General features: G+C 68.3%; 14 protein-coding genes and 1 pseudogene. 10 read left to right on the top strand and 5 right to left on the bottom strand.

Going from position 1 to position 25,729, the window contains the following annotated elements:
- Both G3N96_RS29195 and G3N96_RS29190 read left to right on the top strand, forming a co-directional pair.
- The coding region (locus tag G3N96_RS29195; RefSeq protein ID WP_206139333.1) for an ABC transporter permease at positions 1-528 on the top strand (528 nt) is incomplete at its 5' end.
- Positions 525-1,346, top strand: a complete 822-nt coding sequence (locus G3N96_RS29190; protein ID WP_206139332.1) for an ABC transporter ATP-binding protein — start codon at positions 525-527, stop codon at positions 1,344-1,346. The genes G3N96_RS29195 and G3N96_RS29190, both read left to right, overlap by 4 nt.
- A 197-nt stretch (positions 1,347-1,543) precedes the next feature.
- Here G3N96_RS29190 and G3N96_RS29185 read toward each other — a convergent pair whose 3' ends face one another.
- Positions 1,544-2,074, bottom strand: coding sequence for an OsmC family protein (locus G3N96_RS29185; RefSeq protein ID WP_089429879.1), 531 nt, complete (start codon positions 2,072-2,074; stop codon positions 1,544-1,546).
- 477 nt (positions 2,075-2,551) lie between these two features.
- On the bottom strand, positions 2,552-4,117 hold the full coding sequence (locus G3N96_RS29180) for a methyl-accepting chemotaxis protein (RefSeq protein ID WP_206139331.1): 1,566 nt from the start codon (positions 4,115-4,117) through the stop codon (positions 2,552-2,554).
- 146 nt (positions 4,118-4,263) lie between these two features.
- On the opposite strand from G3N96_RS29180, the gene G3N96_RS39765 reads away from it, so the two are divergent.
- On the top strand, positions 4,264-4,392 hold the full coding sequence (locus G3N96_RS39765; RefSeq protein WP_277399463.1) for a hypothetical protein: 129 nt from the start codon (positions 4,264-4,266) through the stop codon (positions 4,390-4,392).
- Here G3N96_RS39765 and G3N96_RS29175 read toward each other — a convergent pair.
- The 3 genes and pseudogenes from G3N96_RS29175 to G3N96_RS29170 form a co-directional block, all read right to left on the bottom strand.
- Positions 4,389-4,799: a VOC family protein gene (locus G3N96_RS29175; protein ID WP_206139330.1), complete on the bottom strand. Its 411-nt coding sequence runs from the start codon at positions 4,797-4,799 to the stop codon at positions 4,389-4,391. The two genes, G3N96_RS39765 and G3N96_RS29175, sit on opposite strands and share 4 nt — an antisense overlap.
- 99 nt (positions 4,800-4,898) lie before the next feature.
- Positions 4,899-5,230 (bottom strand): annotated as a pseudogene (locus tag G3N96_RS39390) (DHCW motif cupin fold protein).
- A gap of 45 nt (positions 5,231-5,275) precedes the next feature.
- Positions 5,276-5,563 carry a cupin domain-containing protein gene (locus tag G3N96_RS29170; RefSeq protein WP_124578917.1) on the bottom strand — a complete coding sequence of 96 codons (288 nt, stop codon included), beginning with the start codon at positions 5,561-5,563 and terminating at the stop codon, positions 5,276-5,278.
- Positions 5,564-5,884: 321 nt separating this feature from the next.
- Between G3N96_RS29170 and G3N96_RS29165 the strand changes: the two genes are divergently transcribed.
- The 7 genes from G3N96_RS29165 to G3N96_RS29135 form a co-directional block, all read left to right on the top strand.
- Positions 5,885-6,646: an alpha/beta fold hydrolase gene (locus G3N96_RS29165; protein ID WP_241022873.1), complete on the top strand. Its 762-nt coding sequence runs from the start codon at positions 5,885-5,887 to the stop codon at positions 6,644-6,646.
- A 155-nt stretch (positions 6,647-6,801) separates the two neighbouring features.
- A complete protein-coding gene (locus tag G3N96_RS29160; protein ID WP_206139329.1) occupies positions 6,802-7,752 on the top strand; it encodes a UDP-glucuronic acid decarboxylase family protein in 951 nt (316 codons plus the stop codon).
- A 207-nt stretch (positions 7,753-7,959) separates the two neighbouring features.
- On the top strand, positions 7,960-9,270 hold the full coding sequence (locus tag G3N96_RS29155; RefSeq protein ID WP_206139328.1) for a diaminobutyrate--2-oxoglutarate transaminase family protein: 1,311 nt from the start codon (positions 7,960-7,962) through the stop codon (positions 9,268-9,270).
- A 76-nt stretch (positions 9,271-9,346) separates the two neighbouring features.
- On the top strand, positions 9,347-10,333 hold the full coding sequence (locus tag G3N96_RS29150) for a TauD/TfdA family dioxygenase (protein ID WP_124578909.1): 987 nt from the start codon (positions 9,347-9,349) through the stop codon (positions 10,331-10,333).
- A gap of 192 nt (positions 10,334-10,525) precedes the next feature.
- Positions 10,526-14,941: a beta-ketoacyl synthase N-terminal-like domain-containing protein gene (locus tag G3N96_RS29145; RefSeq protein ID WP_206139327.1), complete on the top strand. Its 4,416-nt coding sequence runs from the start codon at positions 10,526-10,528 to the stop codon at positions 14,939-14,941.
- The gene (locus G3N96_RS29140) at positions 14,938-18,261 is read left to right on the top strand and encodes a bifunctional LLM class flavin-dependent oxidoreductase/SDR family oxidoreductase (RefSeq protein WP_206139326.1); all 3,324 of its coding nucleotides are present in this window, start codon (positions 14,938-14,940) and stop codon (positions 18,259-18,261) included. The genes G3N96_RS29145 and G3N96_RS29140 overlap by 4 nt, the downstream gene beginning before the upstream one ends.
- The coding region (locus tag G3N96_RS29135; RefSeq protein ID WP_206139325.1) for a type I polyketide synthase at positions 18,258-25,729 on the top strand (7,472 nt) is incomplete at its 3' end. The genes G3N96_RS29140 and G3N96_RS29135, both read left to right, overlap by 4 nt.

The raw sequence follows: 25,729 nt of genomic DNA, 5'->3' as shown, positions 1-25,729 counted from the left end.
CGCCGGATCGACGCGCTGTTCGAGCCGACGTTCCAGGCGCTGCGCGCGATTCCGTCGCTCGCGTGGGTGCCGGTGTTGCTGCTGTGGCTCGGCATCGACGAAGCACCGAAGATCACGCTGATCGCCATCGGCGCGTTCTTCCCGGTTCACCTCGCGGTGGTCGCCGGCATTCGCGACGTCGACCGCAAGCTCGTCGAACTCGGCGCGGTGTACCGGCTCGGCCCGTTCGCGCTGTTCCGCCGCATCCTGCTGCCGGCCGCGCTGCCGCAGATCGTCACCGGTTTGCGTACCGGCCTCAGTCTCGCGTGGATGTTCATGGTCGCCGCGGAGTTGATCGCGGCCACGCGCGGGCTCGGCTTCCTGTTGAGCGACGGCCGCGAAACCGGCCGACCGGATCTCGTGTTCGGGGCGATCCTGCTGCTGGCGCTGCTCGGCAAGCTGACCGACGGCGCGATGGCGCGCATCGAGTCGCGCTGGCTCGGCTGGCGCGATGCGTTCGACCCCACGCCACGTAAAGGGTCAGCATGAGCACAGGTTCTTCCTCAAACACGGCGGCCAGCACCGCGACACCGCTGCTCGACCTGCGCATCACCCGCAAGCTTTACGGCGATCGCACGATCCTCGCCGATGTCCCGCTGCAGGTCGCGCGCGGCGAGATCGTCTGCGTGGTCGGTCCGAGCGGTTGCGGCAAGAGCACGCTGCTGCGGATCGTCGCCGGCCTCGACACCGACTACCGCGGCACCGTGAAGCTGGGCGGCGTCGCGCTCGACGGCCCGTCCCCGCGCGCCGGCGTGATCTTCCAGGAGCCGCGGCTGCTGCCGTGGCTGTCGATCGCGGACAACGTCGGCTTTGCGGCCGGCCCGCGCGGCGGGCGCGCGCCGGCCGTCGCCCGGCTGCTCGACGAAGTCGGCCTGGCCGGGGTCGCCCGGCAACTGCCGGCCACGTTGTCGGGCGGGATGGCGCAGCGCGCGGCGATCGCGCGCGGGCTGTTCGGCGAGCCGGACCTGCTGCTGCTCGACGAACCGTTCAGCGCGGTCGATGCGATCACCCGGATGCGGCTGCAGACGCTGCTGCTCGATGTCGTCGAACGGCACCGGACGGCCGCGATCGTCGTCACACACGATCTGGACGAAGCGCTGTATCTCGGCGATCGCGTGCTGATGCTCGCGCCCAATCCGGGCCGCATCGACGACGAGTTCCACGTCGGGGTCGCCCGGCCGCGCGATCGACGCGACCCGACGCTGGCCGTATTGCGCGCGCGGCTGCTGGACGCATTCCAGCAGCTTCAGGATCGTGCCGACGAGACGACGCGCCGAACGCGCGACCTTCAGGCCTCCGAAGCCTGACTTCGCGCCGGCCGATTCACGACCGGCGTCGCCCGGCCCCGATCCGACACGCGCTCTGCACCGGAACGACGCATCCGACATCGAATATCGGTGCGACAGGAATCGCAGCTGTATCGGAGCGCCGCCAGGGTGCGCGAGGTATCGCGCGCCTGCTCACCTCTCGGCGAGGTGACATGCTGCAACCCACCGGGCGCACGTCAACCGTGCGTATGTCTCAACTCGCCGTCGATCGTCTGCGGCAGTCTCAGCAGATTGAAGATCGGGCAGATGGCCTCGACCGCCTGATGCAGCGCCCGAATCGTCTCCGGCGGTTCGGGCGACACGATATCGAGCGTGTAGCGGAGGTTGTGCGGAAACACCGGCACATGCTCGAACCCCGGTTGCTGCGCGAGCGGATGCTGGTCGCCGGTCACCTCGACCTCGATCGAGTCGATTTTCAGGCCACGCTCCGCGGCCTGGATCAGCGTGATGTGCGTCAGGCAACTGCCGAGCACGCCGAGCTGCAGCTCCGGCGACGCCGGCCCGAGGTTGTAGCCCGCGAAGTCGGGCGGGCTGTCGCTGATCACCTGGAAGTCGCGAATGCGGATCTCCCGCACGCCGCTGCGGCCCAGTGCGCGCACGGTCGCTTTCAGCGGGGTCGCCTTGAGTTCGGGATTGCTGCGGGCGGCTTCCTTTTTCGCGAGCCACGCGTCGCGCTTTTGTTCGAGATAGTCGTTCAGTGTCGTCATGTCGGGCCGATACGGTCGCAATGACCGGCCGCGCATACGGCGACCAATCGAGAGGAAGCTTCATGCTATTCCCTTCCGCGACCGCCACTAAACGATCAATCCAGCAAAGCAATTCGCAGGAGGTGATGTCGCATCGCGGCACGCGCGCCCGGCAATTTTCGGCTGTCGTTCATCTCCTCGAGTTATCCACAATTTCCGTGCATAACCCTGTGGAGAACGTGGGAGAAATTGTCCGTCCGCCTTGACCGGCAAGGATCGCGGCGACGCCGTGCTGCCTCGCGGCCCCTGAACGCAGACCGCGTCGCATCGCGTTCGGCGATCGGCCGATCGTCGTGCTTCACCGCGCCGGTGCAGGGATCGCGTCGACATCGGCATGTCGGGAAGTCCGCACCAGAAATGTGCCGCTTCGACGCCGGTGCACCGCATTGGCGGCAAGCCGGCCCGTCGATCCCGCTCCCGGTCGCCCGTATCGGTGCATCAGGCGAGCGCCTCGTCACGCAGACGGAATTGCGCAACCGCCGCACTCAGCCGCGCGCCCTGTTCGTCGAGCGACAGCGCCGCGGCCGCGGCCTCCTCGACCAGCGCGGCATTGCGTTGCATCGTCTGCTCCATCTGGATGACCGCGGCGTTCACCTGCTCGATGCCCGATGCCTGCTCCTCGAACGCCTGGCCGGTTTCGCTCATGATCATGTTGACGCGCTCGACCGCCGCGACGAGCTCGGCCATCGCCGAACCGGCCAGCGCGACGAGGCCGCTGCCGTCCTCGACACGCTGCGCGGAATGGCCGATCAGTTCGCGGATTTCCTTCGCCGCCGACGCGCAGCGCTGCGCGAGCCCGCGCACTTCCGTCGCGACGACCGCGAAGCCGCGCCCCTGCTCGCCGGCGCGCGCGGCTTCGACGGCAGCGTTCAACGCAAGGATGTTGGTCTGGAATGCGATGCTTTCGATCACGCCGACGATCCCGGAGATCCGCGTGGAACTGAGCGAAATCGCCGACATCGTCTCGACCACGCGCTGCATCGCCTCGCCGCCGCGCGACGCGATGCCGGCCGCGCCTTCGACGTAGGTGCGCGCATCGCGCGCGTTGTCCGCGTTCTGGCGCACGGCCGCCGTCAGCTGCTCGACGCTCGCCGCCGCCTGTTGCAGCGAAACGGCCTGCTGCTCGGTGCGCGCCGACAGGTCGACGTTGCCGCTCGCGATCGTGCGGACGTCGCCGACGATCGTCTCCGTGCTCGTGCGCACCTGGTTCACGGTGTCGACGAGGCCGTCCTGCATCCGCTTCAGTGCATGCAGCAGATAGGCCATCTCGTTCTGGCCGGGCACGACGACCGTTCCGGTCAGGTCGCCTTTCGAGATCTTCTCGAACTGGCCGACCGCGAGCTTGATCGGCTCGATGATCGCTTTCGCAAGCACGCGCTGCGCAAGGAAGCCGACGACGAGTGCGACGGCCGCGACCGCCGCCATCCCCCACACGATCCGGTGGAACTGCACGCCGGCCGCCTCATAGCGCTCCTTTTCGCGCGCGACCTGGAACGCCTCGAGCGCATCGATCGCCTCCTGGTAGGCGGCGAACAGCGCGGGCGGCGCGGTGCGCTGCGTGTCGAGGAAGCCGAAACCGTCGTCGCCGTCGAGTTGCGAGAGCGCCTTCAGGAATACGCCGTCGAGCAACGCCCGACGGCGATTCTGCAGCGTGTCGAACAGCGCCTGCTCGTCGGCGTTGCGTGCATGCAGGCCCGCATAGGCATCGAGTTCGTCGTTGCTCTGCTTGAGCAGCGTGCGGAGTTTCGCGATCTCTTCCTTGCCCGAGTGGCCGGCGCTGATGATCTGCGCGACGTCGCTCATGCGTTCGCGCAGCACGAGCATGCGCTCGGAGCTGGTCTTCAGGTGCAGCAGCGACGCGGTGTCGTCGCGGTACATCGCCTCGAGCGAACCGTTGCCCATATAGAGGGCCGCGATGCTTGCGCCGACCACCAGCACGAGCAGCACGGTATAGCCGGCGATGGTCGCGACGAGGCCACCACGGATAGTGAGTTGTTTTCGCATGACGTTCCCTTGCGCGGGCCGGGCGCGGCCAGCGGCGGATGTGGATTCCGGATCACGAAAGACGCGCGCCGTGTCGCAACACGGGGCGCATGGGCTGCGAACGGGTTAACGGCGGGGGGAACGGGGAGGTTTTACCGATACGCGACGTGAATCTGGACGATTGCGACACCGGCAGGGGCGAAGCGGTACGTGACGGTGCGCGACGCCGTGCCGACGATCACCTGGGCGTGACGAAAGGCATCCTGATCACCCCGACGCACCCGGCGGGTATCTAGCCGCCGTTCGCCAGCCGCGAACGAATCTCGTCCACCGACAGGTCGCGCTGATGCGTCGCGATCTGCCACCGATTCCCCCACGGATCCTGCACCATCGCCCGCCTGTCGCCGTACGGCATGTCGGCGGGGGCTTCGAGCGTGGTCGCACCCGCTGCAAGCGCCCGCCGATAGGTCAGGTCGGCATCCTCGACATAGACGTACAGGAATGCCGGCATCGGCTCACGCAGGCCATCTTCCCCGCTGATCATCACGACGGAATCGCCGATCCTGATTTCCGCAGGCAACCCCGGGCGGTACTCGCCCCGCGCGTGAAATACCGTCCGGATGAATTCGATCAGGTTTTGCGGATCCGGCACGACGATCCGGGGCGTGACGGTGTGCCATCCATCGGGCTGGAACGTGGCCATGTCGGGCAGCCTCCGAAGAGATTTCCGGGAGTATTGTGCGCCGCGCTCTTTCTGTCGGCAAAGGGGAAACGCTACGCTACGCGGGAACCCGCTGCCGCTTCAATCAACGATGAACAACTTGGCGCGTGTCGCGGTCGACGACCGATGCGCTTCTACATGGTCGGCACGTCTGGTCGCTCATGCCCGGTCGAAGCATGAACCGTCGCCCCGTCTTCGCGCTCCATCGGCAACTCGCCTTCGAGGCAGTACAGGATGTGGCCTTTGACGCACCCGTGGCCGGCCACGTAACCGGCCGAATAGTCGACCTGCCTCACGCGGATCTCCCCGAACTACATCGTCCGCCGGCGCGCGACGCCACGTTCTCCGCGATCCTCGGTCGACTCGATGGTGCGCCGATCGGTCGTTCCAAACGGGATGCCGGTCATTCTCATCCTGCTGCCCCTGTCGCGGCCTTGCTCGCGGGGCCTGACGCCCCCTCAGAGAATCTCGACTTCGACGAACACCACTTCGTGGTCCGTCGCGTTGACGACGTTATGCTCGACGCCCTTCAGCCCCGCATAGCTGCGCCCGGCGTGCAGTTGCGACTCGCGGTTGCCTTGTGCGGTTTCGAGGAGAAGCTGACCGTCCGTTTGCGGCACCACGACATAGTCATGCCGATGAACATGCCAGCCGGTCTCGGCACCCGGTGCGAATCGCCATTCGGTGACGATCACGCGCTCGTTCGCTACCTGCTGCGTCGGGACGGCTTTCGGACGGTGTTGCATCGTATGTCTCCTGAATCATGCGGTGGCTTGGCGGCACTCGCGCGGATGCCGTGATGTCTTCCGGGGCTCGACATGCCCGCCGCCCATTCTAAAGACGAATCGCATCGTCCGGCACACTCGATTTCCCGCGCATCCGTTTTCGCCGATACCGTGTCCGCGCCGCGATCCGATCAGAGAGGAACGGCTTCGACATGGCCGGCAACGCGTCCCCTCTTCCTACGACATACATCCACGCTGCCTCGTGTTTAACTCATGCCCAACCGGAACTGGAACCTGAATGGTGAAAAACGCCGAACACATGAATTTGAATAGCGCCATCGCTTGTGCGCCGGCAGCCAACGAGCCGCTCAAGTCCCCGCTCGCATGCGTCTGATCTGTTTTCCCTATGCGGGCGGCTCGGCCGCCGTCTATCGCGCGCTGCAAGCGTCGTTACCCGGCATCGAAGTGTGCCGTCATGAACTTGCCGGCCGAGGCAGCCGCCTGTCCGAGCCTGCCGTCCGCGACATGGCGACGCTGGTCGACACGTTGCTGCGCGACCTGGACGACTGCTTCGATCGTCCCTTCGCGCTGCTCGGACACAGCATGGGCGCGGCGATTGCCGTCGAACTGGCGCTGCGGCTTCCCGCCCACGCACGACCGAACCTGCGGCATCTGTTCGTGAGCGCGCGTGCCGCACCGGGCCAGGAGCGCCACGATCGGCGCATGCAGGCGCTGGACGATCGCGCCTTCATCGATGCGCTGCGCGAGATGGGCGGCACACCGAGAGCGGTGCTGGACAACGGCGAACTGATGGCGCTGCTGATGCCGGCGCTGCGTGCGGATTTCACGCTGATCGAAAACCACCGGCCCGTGCCCGGGCCACGGCTGGCAGTGGACATCACCGCGTTCGCGGGCCGGGCCGATCAGGAGGTGCCCGTCGATGCCGTTGAAGGTTGGGGCGCCGCGACGACCGGGCGCTTCGATTTTCACGTCTTCGAAGGAGATCATTTCTTTCTGAGAAACGAAATGCGGACGATGGCCGGCATCATCGCGGCGCGCATGCGGCGTGCGGAGCACGCCGCGTCGAGCGCACTGCAGGCATGACGGGTCGATCCTCGCGATCGGCGTGCCGGCCGGTGCCGTGATCGTCGAATGAAAACGCCCGCGCGCCTGATCCGCTCCCCTGCCGGCGCCGCGGGCCGGCCAAGCATGCGGGGAGGCCGCGTCGCGTCCCTGCGCGCGATACCTGGAGTGCCATTGTGCAACGTAATCGAAAGCGAATCCTCGTAACAGGTGGTGCGGGTTTCCTCGGTTCGCATCTTTGCGAGCGTCTCGTCGAACTCGGTCACGACGTCTTGTGCGTCGACAACTATTTCACCGGCACGAAGCAGAACGTGGCGGCGCTGCTCGGCAACCCGAGCTTCGAGGCGCTGCGCCACGACGTGACCTTTCCGTTGTACGTGGAGGTGGACGAAATCTACAACCTCGCCTGCCCGGCTTCGCCGATCCACTATCAGTTCGATCCCGTGCAGACCACCAAGACCAGCGTGATGGGCGCGATCAACATGCTGGGGCTCGCCAAGCGCACGCATGCGCGCGTTCTGCAAACCTCGACGAGCGAGGTGTACGGCGACCCCGACGTGCATCCGCAACCGGAGAGCTACCGCGGCAACGTCAACCCGCTCGGGCCGCGCGCCTGCTACGACGAAGGCAAACGTTGCGCGGAGACGCTGTTCTTTGACTATCACCGCCAGCAGAACGTGCGAATCAAGGTGGTGCGCATCTTCAACACCTACGGCCCGCGCATGCATCCCAACGACGGCCGCGTGGTGTCCAACTTCATCGTGCAGGCGCTGCGCGGCGACGACATCACGCTGTATGGCGACGGCAGCCAGACCCGGGCATTCTGCTATGTCGACGACATGGTCGACGGTTTGATCCGGATGATGGCCACGCCCGCGGAGCTCACCGGCCCGATCAACCTCGGCAATCCGCACGAGATCGCGGTCAGCGAACTGGCGCAGATCATCCTGCGCCTGACCGGCTCGAAGTCGCGGCTCGTGTTCCGTCCGCTGCCGAAGGACGATCCGACCCAACGTTGCCCCGACATCAGCCTCGCCCGCACCCACCTCGACTGGGAGCCGACGATCGGGCTCGAAGCGGGGCTGCGGCGGACCATCGATTATTTCTGCTCGACCCTCGCTGCCTGACGTCGCGCCTCGCAACCCCGCTTCGATGAGCGGAGGGCAATGGCATGACGGGGTGACGTCGCCCGGCCGATGTCCCATTTTTACGTGACAGACGTGATACGGAGAGCATGCTCCAATCCCGTCGTACCGCTAACACCATTGGCCAGGATGAAGCGATTCTCGTGCGCCAGTGTCCATCAATCCGCCTCGCAAGCCGGATCTGCGCGCATGGAAAAACTCGAGTATCTTAAGCAGGTCGAATCGAACGCGCGAACCTACGCCACCTCTTTCCCGCGGCTGTTTACCCATGCCAAGGGCATCCGCGTACGCGACGCCGACGGGCAGGAGTACATCGACTGCCTGTCGAATGCGGGCACGCTCGCGCTCGGACACAATCACCCGGAAGTCAATGAAGCCGTGATGCGGTTTCTGTCGTCCGATCAGATGCAACAGGCACTCGACCTGGCGACACCGGCCAAGCATGCGTTCGTCGAGCAGCTGTTCTCGCTCCTGCCCGGAAAGATCGCCGAATCCGGCAAGATCCAGTTTTGCAGCCCCAGTGGCGCGGACGGCGTCGAAGCGGCGATCAAGCTGACCCGGCACCATACGGGCCGCCCGGCGATCATGGCGTTCCACGGCGCCTACCACGGCATGACGGCCGGCGCACTCGCCGCGTCGGGAAACCTCACGCCCAAGTCGGCCGGCGGCAATGGACGCGACGTGCATTTCCTGCCCTATCCCTATGCCTTTCGCTGCCCGTTCGGCACCGATGGCTCGGCGACCGGTCAACTCAGCATCAATTACATCCGGACCGTCCTGTCCGATCCCGAGAGCGGGATCACCAAACCGGCGGCGATCATCGTCGAAGTCGTGCAAGGCGAAGGGGGCTGCATCCCCGCTCCCGACACGTGGTTGATCGAGTTGCGTGAGCTGACGCTGCGGCATGAAATCCCGTTGATCGTCGATGAAGTGCAGACCGGACTCGGTCGAACGGGCGCGCTGTTCGCGATCGAGCACTCCGGCATCCGGCCGGACGTCCTGGTGCTGTCGAAGGCATTCGGCGGCGGCTATCCGTTGTCGGTGGTGGTCTATGACGAGCGCCTCGACACCTGGCCGCCCGGCGCGCATGCCGGCACCTTTCGAGGCAACCAGATTGCGATGGTGGCCGGCTTGTCGACCATGCGCATCGTCGAACGGGAGAATCTGTCGGCGCACGCGGACCGGGTCGGCAAACTGCTGGTGGCCGGCCTCGAGGGGCTTGCCGAACGCTTTCCGTGCCTCGGTCAGATTCGCGGCCGCGGCCTGATGATCGGCGCCGAAGTCGTCGTGCCCGGCACCCATGGCCGAGCCGGCCCGCCCGACACGGAACGGGCCAAGGCCATCAAGCGGAACTGCCTGCGAAACGGGCTCATCGTCGAAACCGGTGGCCGCAACGGCGCGGTACTCCGGTTCCTGCCGCCGCTGATCGTTTCGGAAGCGGATATCCACGAAATCCTCAATCGCTTCGCGCATGCCGTGGAAGCGGCCTGCCGTGCATAGCCGCACCGCGGCGCGACCATGCAGGCCGACCCGTTCGGTTGCGCCGTGATCCACGTACAGGAAAGGACTATTGACGATGCTGGGCATGACCGAACGCAAGCTGCTTGCCGAGGGTAGCTCGCCGTGGCTGCTGGAACCCGTGTCGAACGGGCGTGATCTCGCGCAGGCGGTGAACGACAACCGGGCGGCACTCGAATCCCGGCTTCTGGAACACGGCGCACTGCTGTTTCGCGGCTTCGACGTTTCATCCGTGGGCGACTTCGAAGCGTTTGCTCACGCGATTTCAGCCCATCAGTCCGACTACGTCTATCGTTCCACGCCGCGCACCTCGATCGGCAACGGCATCTTCACCGCAACCGAGTATCCGCCGAGCGAGACGATCGCCCTTCATTGCGAAAACGCATATCAGCGAAGCTGGCCGCTGAGAGTCGCATTCTGTTGCCTGACGCCGGCCGCGACCGGCGGCGAAACGCCGATTGCCGACATGCGGGAGGTGAGCCGCCGGATCGGGCCGCGCCTCCTGGATCACTTCGAAGCGAAACAGGTCCGCTATGTCAGGCACTACCGGCGGCACGTCGACATTCCGTGGGAAACCGTGTTCCAGACCCGCGACCGCAGCCAGGTCGCCGCCTTCTGCGCGGACAACGGCATCGAGCACGAATGGCTCGACGACGACACGTTGCGCACCGCCCAGGTCAACCAGGGCGTGGCCTACCATCCGGTCACCGGCGACCGGGTGTTCTTCAATCAGGCCCATCTGTTCCATCTCTCGAACCTGGACGCATCGCTCGCCCGTTCGATCGTCAGCCTGTTCGGCGAGGATCGCGTTCCGCGCAATGCCAGCCATGGCGACGGGAGTCCATTCGAGCTCGCCGACCTCGAGCAGATCCGCCACGCGTTCCGCGCATGCGCGATCACGTTCCCATGGCAACGAGGCGACGTCCTGCTGGTCGACAACATGCGCTTCGCGCATGGCCGCAACCCGTTCGAAGGCGAGCGCAAAGTCGTCGTGTCGCTGCTCGACCCGTACGCGCCCGACCTCGAAGGAAGCGCCGATCGTTAGCGGGCGCAAGCGTGCACCTCAATAGCAAGCCGTATTGATCCGGTGCGCGAAACGCCGTGTCCTTGGATTACGGGGCAGACGTCGGATTAGAGCGATGCTCTAATTTCAATACCGTCCGATGAAGCACGCTTGGCAGGATCGCCACGACCGGTCCTGAGATATTCAACGTTTAGAAGACAACGAAGGTTGAGCATGCTTCCCGATACAAAATTCAGGACTGTTACAGAAATTCTGTTGTTTCGCGGCAAGGTCGAACCGGAGAAGACCGCATTCATTTTTCTCGAGAACGGCGAAGCGGAACTGACCCGGCTCACGTTCGGTGACCTCGACAAGCGGGCGCGCGGCATCGCCGCCAGGCTGCAGGACATCGCGCAACCGGGCGATCGCGTCCTGCTGGTCTATCCGCCCGGGCTGGAATTCATCTGCGCATGGGTGGGATGCCTGTACGCCGGCCTGATCGGCGTACCTGCGTATCCACCGCGCAGGCATCGCCCGGCCGATCGCCTCAAGGCCATCGTCGCCGACGCCGGGCCGGTCGTCGCGCTGACCGACGCAGCCACGCTCGACGGCATCGCGCATCACGCGGACGGTTACTCCGACACGCTGGAACTGAAGATCCTCGCGACGGACCAGCGCTTCGACGCGCCGGCCGAACACTGGCGCGCACCGGACATCGCGCCGCAGACGCTGGCGCTGCTGCAATACACGTCAGGCTCCACCGGTACGCCGAAAGGCGTGATGATCAGTCACGCGAACATCCTGAGCAACATGGCGGTCATCGCCGAGGCGAGCGATGCCGATGCGTCGACGGTGTTCGTCAGCTGGCTCCCGGTGTTTCACGACATGGGGTTCTTCGGGAAAGTGCTGCTGCCGATCTATCTCGGCGTGCTGTCGGTGCTGATGGCGCCCGCGGCGTTCGTGCAGAAGCCCGTTCGCTGGCTGCAGGCCATCACGAAGTATCGCGGCACGCATTGCGCCGCGCCGGATTTCGCGTATGACCTGTGCGCGCGCAAAATCTCCGATGAAGCGCGCGCGCCGCTCGATCTGAGCAGCTGGCGGGTTGCGTTCAACGGCGCGGAACCGGTGCGCGCGGAGTCGGTGGCGCGTTTTTCGCGCGCCTTTGCCGCATGCGGCTTCCACGCGCACACCATGCGCCCGGTCTACGGGATGGCCGAGGCGACCTTGTTCATCTCCGGTCAGCCGGCACGCTCGCTGCCGCGCGTGGCGGACTACGACGCCGACGGGCTCGCACACGGCGTGGCGACGAGAAGCGACTCCGGCAAGCGCCACGCGCTGGTCTCATGCGGTCGGCCCTGGGCGGAGCACCGCCTGCGGATCGTGAATCCGGATACCGGTGAGCGCTGCGCGCCCGGCCGGATCGGCGAAATCTGGCTGACCGGCCCGAGCGTCGGCGTCGGCTACTGGAACCGTATCGAGGAAACGGAACGCACCTTTCGCGCGAAGCTGGACGGCGATGACGCACGGTACCTGCGCACGGGCGATCTCGGTTTCGTCGATGGCGAGGACCTGTTCGTCACCGGCCGGTTGAAAGACCTCATCATCGTCGCCGGCCGCAATCACTACCCGCAGGATCTCGAACAAACCGCGGAGGGAAGCCACCCCGCGCTGGCGCCGAACGCATCGGCGGCTTTCTCGATCAACGTCGACAACGTGGAGCGGATCGTCGTCGCCTGCGAAGTGCGCCGGGAAGCGCTCAACACGCTGGACGCGGAAGCCGTCGCCGCGGAGATCCGGCGCACGCTCGCCGAAGCGCACGACGTCGATCTGTATGCGGCTGTCCTGTTGAAGCCCGCCACGATCCTGCGCACGTCCAGCGGAAAAATCCAGCGGAGCCGGATCCGGCAGGCATTCCTCGATGAGCAGGGACTCGCGATCGCGGGCGAGTGGCGGCGTGCGTTCGCCGCGCCGCCGGCCGCCCCGCGGACGGCCACGCCACGCGACACGCAAGCGCTGGTGCAATGGTGCGTCGAGCGTATCTCGCGTCTGTCGGGCATCGCTTCCGGCAAGATCGACCCCGACGCGCCGTTCAGCGTCCATGGGCTCGATTCGAAGGATGCCATCCAGCTCTCGGGCGAGTTGCAGGACTGGCTCGGGCGGCCGGTTTCCCCGACCGTCGTCTACGATTTTCCGAGTATTTCGCTGCTGGCGCGCCATTTGAGCGGCACCGGGCATGCCATGCCGAACCAGGCGCCCAGCTCGGCCGCAGCACGCGCGGATATCGCGATCGTCGGCATGGGATGCCGTTTCCCCGGCGCCGGCAATCCCGACGCATTCTTGCAGCTGCTGCTGGAGGGCCGGGACGCGGTCGGCGCGGCGACGCAGCGCGCCGCCGACCTTCCGCCCGCCGGGTTGCTGGAACAGGTCGATCAGTTCGATGCGGCTTTCTTCGGCATCAGCGCCCGCGAAGCCGAATCGATGGATCCGCAACAGCGTCTGCTGCTGGAGGTGGCCTGGGAGACGCTCGAGCATGCGGGCATCGCGCCCCACAGTCTCGCCGGCGGACGCACCGCGGTCATCGTCGGCATCAGCAATTCGGACTACATCCGGCTGGCGCAGGACGAAGTCGCGGACGTCGGCCCTTATGTCGCGACGGGCAATGCGCTCAGCGTCGCCGCCAACCGCATTTCCTATGCGCTCGATTTGCGCGGCCCGAGCTGGGCGGTCGATACCGCGTGCTCGTCCTCGCTCGTCGCGGTGCATCAGGCGTGCCGCGCGCTGCAGCGCGGCGAGGCCGATGCGGCGCTGGCCGGCGGGGTCAACCTGATTTTGGCGCCGCAATTGAGCGCCTCATTCACGCAAGCGGGCATGCTGTCGCCGGATGGTCGATGCAAGGCGTTCGATGCGGCAGCGAACGGCTATGTGCGCGGCGAAGGCGTGGGCATGGTGCTGCTCAAGCGGCTCGACGATGCGCTCGAGAACGGCGACACCGTGTTCGCCGTGATCCGCGGCTCCGCGGTGAATCAGGATGGACGCAGCCATGGCCTGACCGCGCCCAATGGCCCGGCCCAGCAGGCCGTGATTCATGGTGCGCTGCGCGATGCCGGCGTACGCGCGCGGGACATCGGCTTCGTCGAGGCGCACGGGACGGGCACGCCGCTCGGCGACCCGATCGAACTGAACGCGCTGGCGGCCGTCCTGAACGACTCCCGCCGGCCGGACGAGCATTGCTGGATCGGCTCGGTCAAGACCAACATCGGCCACCTGGAATCGGCGGCGGGCATCGCCAGCCTGATCAAGACCGCCCTTGCGCTACACCATCGCGTCATTCCGCCGAACCTCCATTTCCGGTCGATCAATCCGCAAATCGCGCTCGACGGCACGCCCTTCCGCATGCCGCAGCAGGTCACGCCGTGGCATTCGGAACACGGGCCGCGCCTGGCCGGCATCAGTTCGTTCGGCTTCGGCGGCACCAACGCGCACCTGATCCTGTCCGAAGCGCCCCGGCCCGCGGCGATCGAAGCCGACCCGGCAGCGCCCGAGGCGCGCGTCGTGACGCTCTCCGCGCGCACGCCGGAAGCGTTGCAAGCGCTGGCTGCATCTTATGCGGGCTATCTCGACACCCATCCCGAGGCGAGTGTGCGGGATGTCGCGTTCACGGCCAATGCCGGGCGCACCCACTTCACGCAGCGCGCGGCCATCGTCGCATCGAGTCTCGATTCGTTGCGTTCGCAACTGGATGCCGTTTCGTCCGGCGAGCCCGCCGAAACGCCCCCAGCGGTGACGTTCCACTTTTGCGCCGACGACGGCGGCAGCGCCAACGCAGTTCGGCAATTGCGCTCGGCCTGCCCCGCTTTCGACGCGCTGATGCAGCGGCAATCCGAGGCGCCCGGGCTCGCCCCCGCGGAAGCCGGGTTCACGGCATTCCAGCGCGCGCTCGCGCAACTGTGGATGTCGTTCGGCATCACGCCGGACGCCGTCAGCAGCGCGGGCGACGGGCATCGCGCCGCGGCCTCGTGGGCGGACGTGCCGCAGGCGCCGAACGGCGACGCGGCGAAAAACCACGTCGTGATCGACATCGGCGCGCACACGGCCGCGTGGGACGCGATCCTGCACATGCTCGCCGCGCTGTACGTACGCGGCGCATCGATCGACTGGGATGCCGTGGAGCAGGGCGCGCCGCGCCATCGGCTCGCGTTGCCGACCTACCCGTTCGAGCGTCGCGGCTTCTGGATCACGCCCCGTGCGCCCGGGCATCCGTTGCTCGGCCGCCTCATGGAGCAGCACGCGCATGCGCCGGCCACGTGGATCTGGCAATCGCGTCTCGATGCGCCGGCCACCACCTTCCTCGACGGTCATCGCGTCAAGGGGTCGCCCGTCCTGCCCTATTCCGCGTTCGTGGAAATGGCGCTGTCGGCCACGTCGGAAATCGGCGCTGCCGGCCATACGACGTTGAAGGACCTCGCGCTGCATGCGCCGTTGCCGCTGCATCCGCATGCAGCGCGCACCGTGCAGACCGTGCTGAGCCGCCGGTCCTGGGGACCGTTTTCGTTTGCCGTCTATCACCGGATCGACGACACCCGCGCCGCCCCAACGTGGCAGATGTGCGCGAGTGCCGAAATTCACGAATCGGATCGGAGCCACGCATGAAATTCGGCCTGATGTTCTTCGCCAGCAGTGAAGAGGCGTTGTCCGGCAACAAGTACCAGCTCGTGATGGAAAGCGCGCGTTTCGCCGATGCGAACGGGTTTTCCAGCGTCTGGGTGCCGGAGCGCCATTTCACCGAATTCGGCTCGCTGTACCCGAATCCCGCCGTCCTGCATGCCGCGCTTGCGGCGGCCACCCAACGCGTGAAGCTGGTCGCGGGCAGCGTGGTCGCGGCGCTGCACAACCCGATCCGGATCGCGGAAGAATGGTCGATGGTGGACAACCTGTCGAACGGCCGCGTGGGCGTGTCGTTCGCGTCCGGATGGAATCCTGACGACTTCGTGTTCGCCCCGGACAAATATGCGAGCCGGCAGGACGACATGCTGGCCACGATGCGCACGGTCCAGCATCTGTGGCGCGGCGGCATGCTGGATGCGACGAACGGCGTCGGCAAGCCGATGCAGTTGCGCATCTATCCGACGCCGGTGCAGCCGGAGCTGCCCGTGTGGGTGACCGCCGCGAGCAATCCGCAGACGTTCGTGCGCGCCGGCGAAACCGGCGCCAACCTGCTGACCCACGTGCTCGACCAGGATCGCGACCAGCTCGCGCACAAGATCGCCCTCTACCGCGACGCGCGCGCGAGGCACGGCTTCGATCCGGCGGCCGGCACCGTGTCCGTGATGCTGCACACGTTCGTCGGCGACGATGCGGCGCAGGCGCGCGAACAGGCGCGTGTGCCGTTCTGCAACTACATCCGCAGCAATATCGGGCTGTTGAACGGGCTGGCGCAGAGCCGCGGCCAGTCGGTGGACGTGCGCGCGATGGGCGCACGCGAACTGGACGAGTTCGTCGAGTTTCTCTATGAACGCTTCGCGCAATCGCGCGGGCTCATCGGCACGCCGGAGACCTGCGTCGACCTGGTGCGGGATCTCGCGTCGATCGGCGTGGATGAAGTGGCCTGCCTGCTCGATTTCGGTCCGCCGGTCGAGCGGATCCTCGGCAATCTTCCGCAGTTGCGTCGACTACGGGAAATGTGCGCGCCGAGGCAAGCCGCCGCACCGGCGCGATTCGATGCCGCCGAGGTGCAGGCGCGCTGCCCGGAAACGACGTCGGGCGCGGACTTCAACGGCGAAATCCGGCAGCACGGCGTGCAGATCGACGGTATGTTCGACGCGATCCGGCAGATCTGGCGCGCGCCCGGCGAGGCGCTGGGGAAAATCAGCCTGCCGGCCGACGCGCTGGCGTCGTCGCCCTATCAGATCCACCCCGCCTTTCTCGACGCGTGCAGCCGCGTGCTCGCCGCCGCCATCGATCCGGACGCGCTGGAGGACGGCGACCTGTACCTGCCCAGTTCGATCGGTGCGGTGCGGGTCCATCAGCCGCCGTCGTCCGCCGACGCATGGAGTCACGCCACGCTGCGCAAGCCGGTCGGGCACGACGCGCTGGAGGGCGACATCCGCGTCCATGACCTCGCCGGGCGACTGCTGATCGAGATCGATGCGCTGCGGTTGCAGCAGGTGCGCGCGGGGCGCGCCGCCGAGCGGCACGACTTCGCCGCGCTGCTTTATCAACGCGTCTGGAGACCGTCGGACGTCGACGCGGCAACCGGCGGTTCGGCGCACGGCGAGTGGCTGATTCTCGCGGACCGTGGCGGCGTGGGCGCGCAACTGTCGGCACTGCTGGAAAGCGCGGGCGATTCGTGCACGCTGCGCTTCGCCGACGCGACGCCGGACCTGCCTTCGCCCGACCGCCCGCTGAAGGGCGTCATCCATCTGTGGAGTCTCGATCTCGCGCCCGCCGACATCGCCGCGAGGCGGCGTGCCAGCGCGAGCGTGCTGCACCTGGTCAGGGCGCTTGCGTCCCGCGCGCCGTCGGCCCGGCAGGCGCGTCTGTGGCTGGTGACGTCGGGCGCGATGCATGTTCTGGATGGCGAATCGATCGCGGTGGCGCAGGCCCCGCTGTGGGGATTGGGCCGCGCGATCGCGGTCGAGCATGCGGCGCTGTGGGGCGGGATCGTCGACCTCGATCCCGCGCAGCCATCGGCGGCTCACATCGTGCAAGCGGTACAGGCGGGCGGCCGGGAAGACATGATCGCGTTTCGCCGCGACCAGCGCTACGTCGCGCGCATCGCCCGCGACAATCGCGAATTCGTCAGCCACCGGCCGATCCGGTTCCACGATGACGCGACGTATCTCGTGACCGGCGGGCTCGGCGGGCTCGGCCTGCGGCTCGCGTCCTGGCTCGCCGACCACGGCGCCGGGAAAATCGTGCTGCTGGGGCGCGGCGAACCTTCCGCCGCGCACGAGAAAATCCTGCGTGCGCTCGACGCGCGCTTCATTCGCGCCGACCTGTCGCGCCGCGAGGACGTCGAGCAGGCGCTCGGTGAAATCGCGCATTCGATGCCGCCGCTCAAAGGGATCTTTCACCTCGCCGGCGCGCTCGACGATGCGCTGCTGGCGCGCCAGGACGACGACGTCTTCCATCGCGCCGGCAGCGGCAAGGCCGATGGCGCCTGGTATCTGCACGAGCTGACGGCCGGCTTGCCGCTCGACCATTTCGTGCTGTTCTCGTCGATGGCCGCGCTGATCACCATGCCGGGCCAGGGCAACTACGCGGCGGCGAACAGCTTCCTCGACGCCCTCGCCCAGCATCGGCGCGCGCAGGGGCAACCGGGGCTCAGCGTCAATTGGGGGCCGTGGGCGGACATCGGCCACGCCGCCACCGACTACGGACGGCGCGCGCACGAACAACTGGGCGCGCTCGGCGTCGGCACGCTGCCGCCCGAGCTGGCCATCGCGACGCTGGAACGGCTGATGGCGTCCGGCGTCGCCCAGTCCGGGGTCGCGCAAATCGACTGGCCGACCCTGTTCCGGGTCGATGCGCCGGCCGCCGGGTCCGCGCTGTTTTCCGAGCTGGCGCAACCGGCCGCGCAGCCCGTGCAGCAGGAAACGGCCTTGCTGCGCCAGCTGCATGCATGCGCGCCGCGCGAGCGGGTCGAGCGCGTCACCGCCACGCTCGCCGCGATGCTGGCCGAGACCTTGCGTCTGCCCGGCCCCGATGCCATCGCGCCCGAGCAATCCCTGCTCGATCTCGGCCTGGATTCGCTGGTCGCGCTCGAACTGACGGACCGCCTCACCAAAGTGTTCGGCAGGCCGTTTCGCGCGACGCTGTTCTTTTCCTATCCGAACCTGCGGGCGCTCGCCCAGTACGTGCTCAACGAACTGTCGCCGTCGCTTCCCGCGCCGGTCGTCGACGAAGCATCCGACGACCTCGACGAGGACGACCTTTCCGAACTGATCGCCCAGGAGATCGGCGCCCAATGAACGCCAAGGCCACGCATGCACTGAAAGCCGCGCTCGACGAATTGCGTCTGCGGCGCGCGGAAATCGCGGCGCTGCGTTCGGACCGCAACGAGCCGATCGCCGTCATCGGCATGGCTTGCCGCTTCCCCGGCCGCAGCGATACGCCGGACGCGTTCTGGCAATTGCTCGATGGTGCGCGCGATGCCGTCACCGAAGTGCCGGGCGAACGCTGGGACATCGATCGCTATTACGACCCCGATCCGTCCGCGCCCGGCAAGATGGCGACCCGCCACGGCGCCTTTCTCGAACGCGTCGATCAATTCGACGCGGCGTTCTTCGGGATCGCGCCGCGCGAAGCGACCTACCTCGATCCGCAACAGCGGCTCCTGCTCGAAGTGGCGTGGGAGGCGCTCGAGAACGCCCATCTCGCGCCCGAGCGCTTCCGCCAGTCGGCCACGGGCGTGTACGTCGGCATCACCTGCTTCGATCATGCGATCCAGGTGTCCAATGCGTCGATGCCGTCGAGCAGCTACGCGGGCACGGGCAGTGCGCTGAACATGGCCGCGGGCCGGCTGTCGTTCGTGCTGGGTCTCACCGGCCCGAGCATGGCGATCGATACCGCCTGCTCGTCGTCGCTGGTGTGCCTGCACCTGGCCTGCGAAAGCCTGCGCTCGCGCGAAACCGGCATGGCGCTCGCGGGCGGCGTCAACCTGATGCTGTCGCCCGAGGTCATGGTCAGTTTCTCGCAGGCGCGCATGCTGTCGCCGGACGGACGCTGCAAGACCTTCGACGCGGCGGCCGACGGCTACGTGCGCGGTGAAGGGTGCGGCATGGTGGTGCTCAAGCGCCTCGCCGACGCGCTCGCCGACGGCGACCGGGTGCTCGGCATCGTGCGCGGCACGGCGGTCGACCAGGGCGGCGCGGGCGGCGGGCTGACGGTGCCGAGCCGCGATTCGCAGGAACGGGTGATCCGCCGCGCACTGAACCAGGCCGGTGTCGCGCCCGGCGACGTCGCCTATGTCGAGGCCCACGGTACCGGGACGTCCCTCGGCGACCCGATCGAGGTCGAGGCGCTGGCCGGCGTCTACGGCCCCGGACGCACGGCGGACGAGCCGCTCGTGATCGGTTCGGTCAAGACCAATATCGGGCATCTGGAGTCGGCTTCCGGCATCGCCGGCCTGATCAAGGTCCTGCTGTCGTTCGAGCACGACCGGATTCCGGCGCACCTGCATTTCACCCGACCCAATCCGCATACGCCGTGGCAGGAGATCCCGATCCGCGTCGCGGCCGATCCGGTCGCGTGGCAGCGCGGGGAACGCAAGCGCATCGCCGGGGTGAGCGCGTTCGGATTCAGCGGCACCAATGCGCACGCGATCGTCGAGGAGCCGCCCGTCGCGCCGGCGCACGCCGCGCAGCGCGCGCTGCTGCTGCTGTCGGCCCGATCCGAAGCGGCGCTGGCGGCGCTCGCGCAACGCTACGAGCGCGCGATCGCCGGCGCGACGCCGCGGGAGCTGGCCGCCATCTGCCGCGCCGCCGCCACCGGACGGAGTCACTATCCGTTTCGCGCGGCCTATGTAGCGGGCGTGAAGGCAGCGTCGGCGGCAGCGGCGCGCACGGGCAAGGCGTTGCGCGTGGGCTTCATGTTCGGCGCGCCGGACACCGGCGCCGCGCGCGCGCTCCATGCGTCGGAACCGCTGTTCCGCGACGCGTTCGCGCGCTGCCAGGTGCCGCTGGACGCACTCGAGACCGACGCGGGCCGCTTCGCGATCCAGTTCGCGTGGGCGGAACTATGGAAGGGCTGGGGCATCCGCCCGGCCGTCGTGTCGGGCCATGGCATCGGCGAATATGTCGCGGCCTGCGTGGCGGGCGTCGTGAGCGTGGCCGACGCGCTGCGCGTCGTGGCCGCCCGTTCGGATGCCGAAGCGTTGCGCGCCGTGCTTCAGGACATCTCGCTCGCACGGCCGTCGGTTCGCCTGATTTCCGGTTGCGTCGGCGCGGAAGTGACGGACGAGGTGACGCATCCGCCGTACTGGTTGCAGCTGGCCGGCACGTCGGATCAAGCCGACGCGCCGCCCACGCCGGAGGGGCTCGCCGACGGCTGGCTGCCGCCGCCGTGTGCCGGCGATGCACTGGACCACGCACTCGCGGCGTTGTACGTGCAGGGCGCGCAGTTCGACTGGCGCGCGCTGTTCCCGGCGCCCGCCCAACCCGCCACGACCCTGCCGAACTATCCGTTCGAGCGGCAGCGCTTCAGCCTGGAGAAGATCCCGTCGCCCGTCGCCGGCATGGATGCCGGCAGCATCGACGCAGCGGTGCGGCACCTCAAGTCGTCCGGCAAGTACCCGGAGGACCTGCTGAACGCGTTTCCTGACCTGCTCAGGACGGCGTTCGCCCCCGCCGCAACCGTCGCGTCGAACGCAAGCCCGCTCTATCACGTGGTGTGGGAGCAGCAGGCCGCGCTGCCGGCGGCACCGGTCGCCGCCGACGCGTCCCCGTGGCTGATCTTCGCGGACGCGAGCGGTGCCGGCGAGCGGCTTGCGGCGCTCCTGCGGGCGCGCGGCGCGGCCTGCTCGCTGGTGCGCCCCGGCCTCGACTATGTCGCCGACATGAAAGCGGGCTGGCAGGTCGCGCCCGAGCGGCCGGACGACTTCGTCCGCCTGCTGAACGAAGCGGCTGCCCCTGGCCAGCGCATCGTCTTTCTGTGGGCGCTGGACGAAGCCGTCGGCGAGACGCGCATGGCCACGGCCCTGCTGCATCTCGTGCACGCGCTGGTCGGCGGCGAGCGCGAGTGGACGCCGTCGACCCGGCCCAGGATCTCGGTGATCACGCGCGACGCGGTGGAAGCCGGCGCAGCGCCGCTCGTCTCCGGGCTCGCGCAGGCAGCGCTGTCGGGCCTGGCGCGCGGCGCGATGATCGAGCATCCGGAATGGTTCGGCACCGCGATCGATCTCGATCCGGCCGCGCCGGAAGACGAGACGCAGGCGCTGCTCCACGCACTACTCGGCGAGAGCCGCGAGGAACAGGTGGCGTTGCGGCACGGCATGCGCCATGTCGCGCGCCTGAGCCCGCTCGCGCCTGCCGAAACAACCGCGCTGCCGGTCGACCGGGACGCGGCCTACCTGATCACCGGCGGGTTCGGCGCGCTCGGGCTGCACACCGCCCGGTGGCTGGCGGCGCGCGGCGCACGCACGCTGATCCTGGCCGGCCGGCAAGGGGCCGCGAGCGACGAGAGCCGGCGGGCGATCGCCGAGCTGCGCGAGCGGAACGTCACGCTGCACTGCGAGCGCGTCGATATCGCCGAGCCCGCCGCGGTCGCCGCTTTCTTCGCCGCGCTCCGGCGCGACGGCGTGCCGCTGCGGGGCATCGTGCACGCGGCCGGCGTCGTCGGCTACAAGCCGATCATGCAGGTCGGGCGCGAGGAACTGGACGCGGTGCTGCAACCGAAGGTCGCCGGCGCGTGGCTGCTCCATCAGCAAAGCGGGCACTTCCCGCTCGATTTCTTCATCCTGTTTTCGTCGATCGCGTCCGCGTGGGGTTCGCGCGAGCAGGCGCACTACAGCGCCGCGAACCGCTTCCTCGACGCGCTCGCGCATCATCGCCGCGGCCAGGGCCTGACCGCGCTGAGCGTGAACTGGGGACCGTGGGCGCACGGCGGCATGACGTTCCCCGAGGCGGAAGCGCTGCTGCGGCGGGTCGGCATCCGGTCGCTGGCGGCGGATCGCGCGCTCGACGCGCTGAATCGTCTCCCCGCCGTGCCGCAGGTCGCGGTCGTCGATATCGACCTGGCGCTGTTCCAGGGCTCCTACGAGGCGCGCGGACCCAAGCCGTTCCTCGACCGCGTGCGGGTGGCCAAAAGCGCGCCGAGCGCGCCGGCGATGACGGCGTTGAGCGACGCATCGCCGCGCGAGCGCAAGCGCCTGCTGGCGGACCGCATCGATCGCGCGGTGGCCCAGGTGCTCGGCTACGACGCGGGGACGCTGGATCGCGATCTCGGCTTCTTCGAGATGGGCATGGATTCGCTGATGGCGCTGGACGTGCGCACGCAGCTCGAAACCGCGCTGGGCATTCCGTTGTCGGTCGCGCTGTTGTTCGATCATCCGACGGTCAACGCCCTCGCGGATTTCCTCGCGGAGCAGGCGTCCGGCATGGCGGCGGACGCGCACGTGGCACCGCCGCAGACGCAGGCCGTGCCGCAGCAGCAGCCTCAGCCGATCGCGCCGGCCATCGCGTCACGCGACGCCGGCACGCCGGAGCCGATCGCGATCGTCGGCATGAGCTGCCGGTTTCCGGGCGCCGCGCACGATCTCGACGCCTACTGGAAGCTGCTGAACGACGGGGTGGATGCGATCTCCGAAGTGCCGCGCGAGCGCTGGGATGTCGATGCGTACTACGACCCCGATCCGGAAAAGCCGGGGCGCATATACAGCCGCTTCGGCGGTTTTCTCGACGACGTCGACCAGTTCGATCCGGCGTTTTTCCGCATCACGCCGCGCGAAGCGAGCGCGATGGACCCGCAGCAGCGCCTGTTGCTCGAAGTCAGTCACGAAGCGCTGGAGCACGCCGGCATTCCGGTCGACAGTCTCAAGGGTAGCCGCACCGGCGTGTTCGTCGGCATCACCACCAACGATTACGCGAACCTGCAGCTTCGCAACGGCGGCGGCAGCGGCATCGACGGCTATTTCTTCACCGGCAATCCGCTGAACACGGCGGCCGGCCGCATCTCCTACGGACTGGGCGTGCAGGGGCCGAGCATGGCGATCGACACCGCCTGCTCGTCGTCGCTCACCGCGATCCATACCGCCAGCCAGAACCTGCGCAGCGGCGAGTGCGATCTCGCCATCGCGGGCGGCGTCAACCTGATCCTGTCGCCGGACAACTCCATCGCCGTCTCGCGCACGCGGGCGCTGGCGCCGGACGGCCGCTGCAAGACCTTCGACGCGGCGGCGGACGGCTTCGTGCGCAGCGAAGGCTGCGGCGCGCTGGTGCTCAAGCGCCTGTCCGATGCGCTCGCCGCGGGCGATCGCGTGCTGGCCGTGCTGCGGGGTTCGGCCGTCAACCACGACGGCGCGTCGAGCGGCTTTACCGCGCCGAACGGACGGGCGCAGGAAGCCGTGATCCGCCAGGCGCTGGGCGGGCTGCCCGCCGCGTCCATCGATTACGTGGAAGCGCATGGCACCGGCACCCCGCTGGGCGATCCCGTCGAGTTGCAGGCGCTGGCGACGGTATTCGGCGATGGCCGCGATGCAGGCCGGCGGCTGCGCGTCGGCTCGGTGAAAACCAACATCGGCCACACGGAGTCCGCCGCCGGCATCGCGGGCGTCATCAAGGTCGTGCTGTCGCTGAACCATGACCGCCTGCCCGCCCACCTGCATTTCCGCCAGCCGAGCCCGCTGGTGCAGTGGGACGCGCTGCCCCTCGAGATCTGCGCCGAGGCGAGCGCGTGGCCACGCGGCGAACGGCCACGGCGAGCCGGCGTCAGCGCGTTCGGCGCGAGCGGCACCAATGCCCACCTGGTGCTCGAAGAAGCGCCCGCGCCGGCGCGGCCGGTGACGCCGACGACGCACAAGGTGCATCCGCTGGTGCTGTCGGCCAAGACCCCGGCGGCGTTGCGCGAGCTGGTTCGGCGCTATCAGCGGCGGCTCGAAGCCGAACCCGGTCTCGACATCGCGGCCGTGGCCTTTTCGGCGGCGACCGGCCGCTCGCATTTCGCGCATCGGCTCGCGTGGCCGGTGACGTCGCTCGACGACGCGATCGACAAGCTGCGCGCCTTCCACGCGAAGGAACCCGCCGGCGCGGCGCAGCCCGCGCCCCGCGTGAAGATGGCCTTCCTGTTCACCGGCCAGGGTTCGCAATACGCCGGCATGGGCCGCCGCCTGTACGACGCGTATCCGGTGTTCCGCGACGCCATCGACCGCTGCCGCGCGGTGGCCGATCCGCTGCTCGACAAGCCGTTGCTCGACGTGCTGTCGGCCCCGGGCGAGGACATCCACCAGACCGGCTACAGCCAGCCGGCCCTGTTCTCGCTGCAGTACGCGCTCACCACGTTGCTCGCGTCGTTCGGCGTGGTGCCCGACGCGGTGATGGGCCACAGCGTCGGCGAGTACGCGGCGGCGTGCGCGGCCGGCGTCTTCTCGCCGGAAGACGGCCTGCGGCTGATCGCCGAACGCGGCCGGCTGATGCAGGCGTTGCCCCGCGACGGCGAGATGGCGGCGATTTTCACCGACCTCGCCACGGTCGAGCGCGCGATCGAAGCGTGGCCGCACGAGGTCGCGGTAGCGGCCGTCAACGGCCCGGCGAGCATCGTGATCTCCGGCCAGCGCGCGCGCATCGCGACGCTGGTCGATGCGTTCGCCGCGCGGGACATCCGGTCCGTGCCGCTCAATACGTCGCATGCGTTTCACTCGCCGCTGCTCGAGCCGATGCTGGACCGCTTCCAGGCCGCGGCGAAAGCCGTGCCCATCGCGCGCCCGGCGATCCCGTTCTATTCGAATCTCACGGGCGCCGTGATGGACGACGCGCCCACCGACCTGTACTGGCGCCGCCATTGCCGGGAGCCGGTGCAGTTCGCGCGCAGCGTCGAGCGCCTCGCCGAAGCCGGTTTCAGCGTGCTGGTCGAAATCGGCCCCAAGCCGGTGCTCGTCAACCTGGCCCGCGCGTGCTGTGCGCCGGACGCCGGGATCCAGTTCCTTGCCCTGCAGCGGCCGCAAGTCGAGCAGCAAGCGCTGATCGAAACGCTGTCGACCCTGTATGCCCGCGGCGTCGAGGTCGACTGGGCCCCGACCGAAACACCCGCGCCCGCGCGCATCGCATTGCCGTCCTATCCCTTCCAACGCAGCCGTACCTGGTTCCAGAAAGCGGACACGTCCATGACTCAGACAAGCGCATCACCCCTCGCCACCGCACCGACGCACGATCGCAGCGGCGAGGTGCTCGAATGGCTTCGCGGCAAGATCGGCGAATTGATCCAGGCCGATCCCGCCACCATCAACATCGAACTGCCCTTCCTCGAGATGGGCGCCGACTCGATCGTGCTGATCGAGGCCATCCGGCACATCGAGGCGGAGTACGGCGTGAAGCTGGCCATGCGCCGCTTCTTCGAAGACCTGGCGACGGTGCAGGCGCTCGCCGAGTATGTCGCGGACCACCTGCCGGCGGCCGCTACGTCGACCGGGGCCGAGGTCGAAGCCGAGACCGCAGCCGTAGCCGTGGCGGAACCGTCCACGGCGGCGGTCGCGGCCGCGCCGTCCGCGCAGGCGCTCGCGCCGCTCGCCGCCGCCCCGGTGGAATGGGTGGCGGCCGAAGGCGGCTCGACGGTCAAGCGCGTGTTGCGGGAGCAGAATCAGCTGCTGTCGCACGTGATGAGCCAGCAGATGGAACTGCTGCGCACGTCGCTGACCGGCCAGGCCGGCGTCCGGCCGGCGACGGTCGCAGCGCAAGCCGTCGCGAGCACGGCGAGCGTCGCCCCCAAGGCGGCGATCGCGGCCCCGGC

Origin of the sequence: Burkholderia sp. Se-20373 (genome assembly GCF_017104705.1) — a bacterium.
Classification (GTDB): Bacteria; Pseudomonadota; Gammaproteobacteria; order Burkholderiales; family Burkholderiaceae; genus Burkholderia.
The sequence above is the reverse complement of the archived record's forward strand: the minus strand, read 5'-3'. Positions and strand labels throughout refer to the sequence as shown.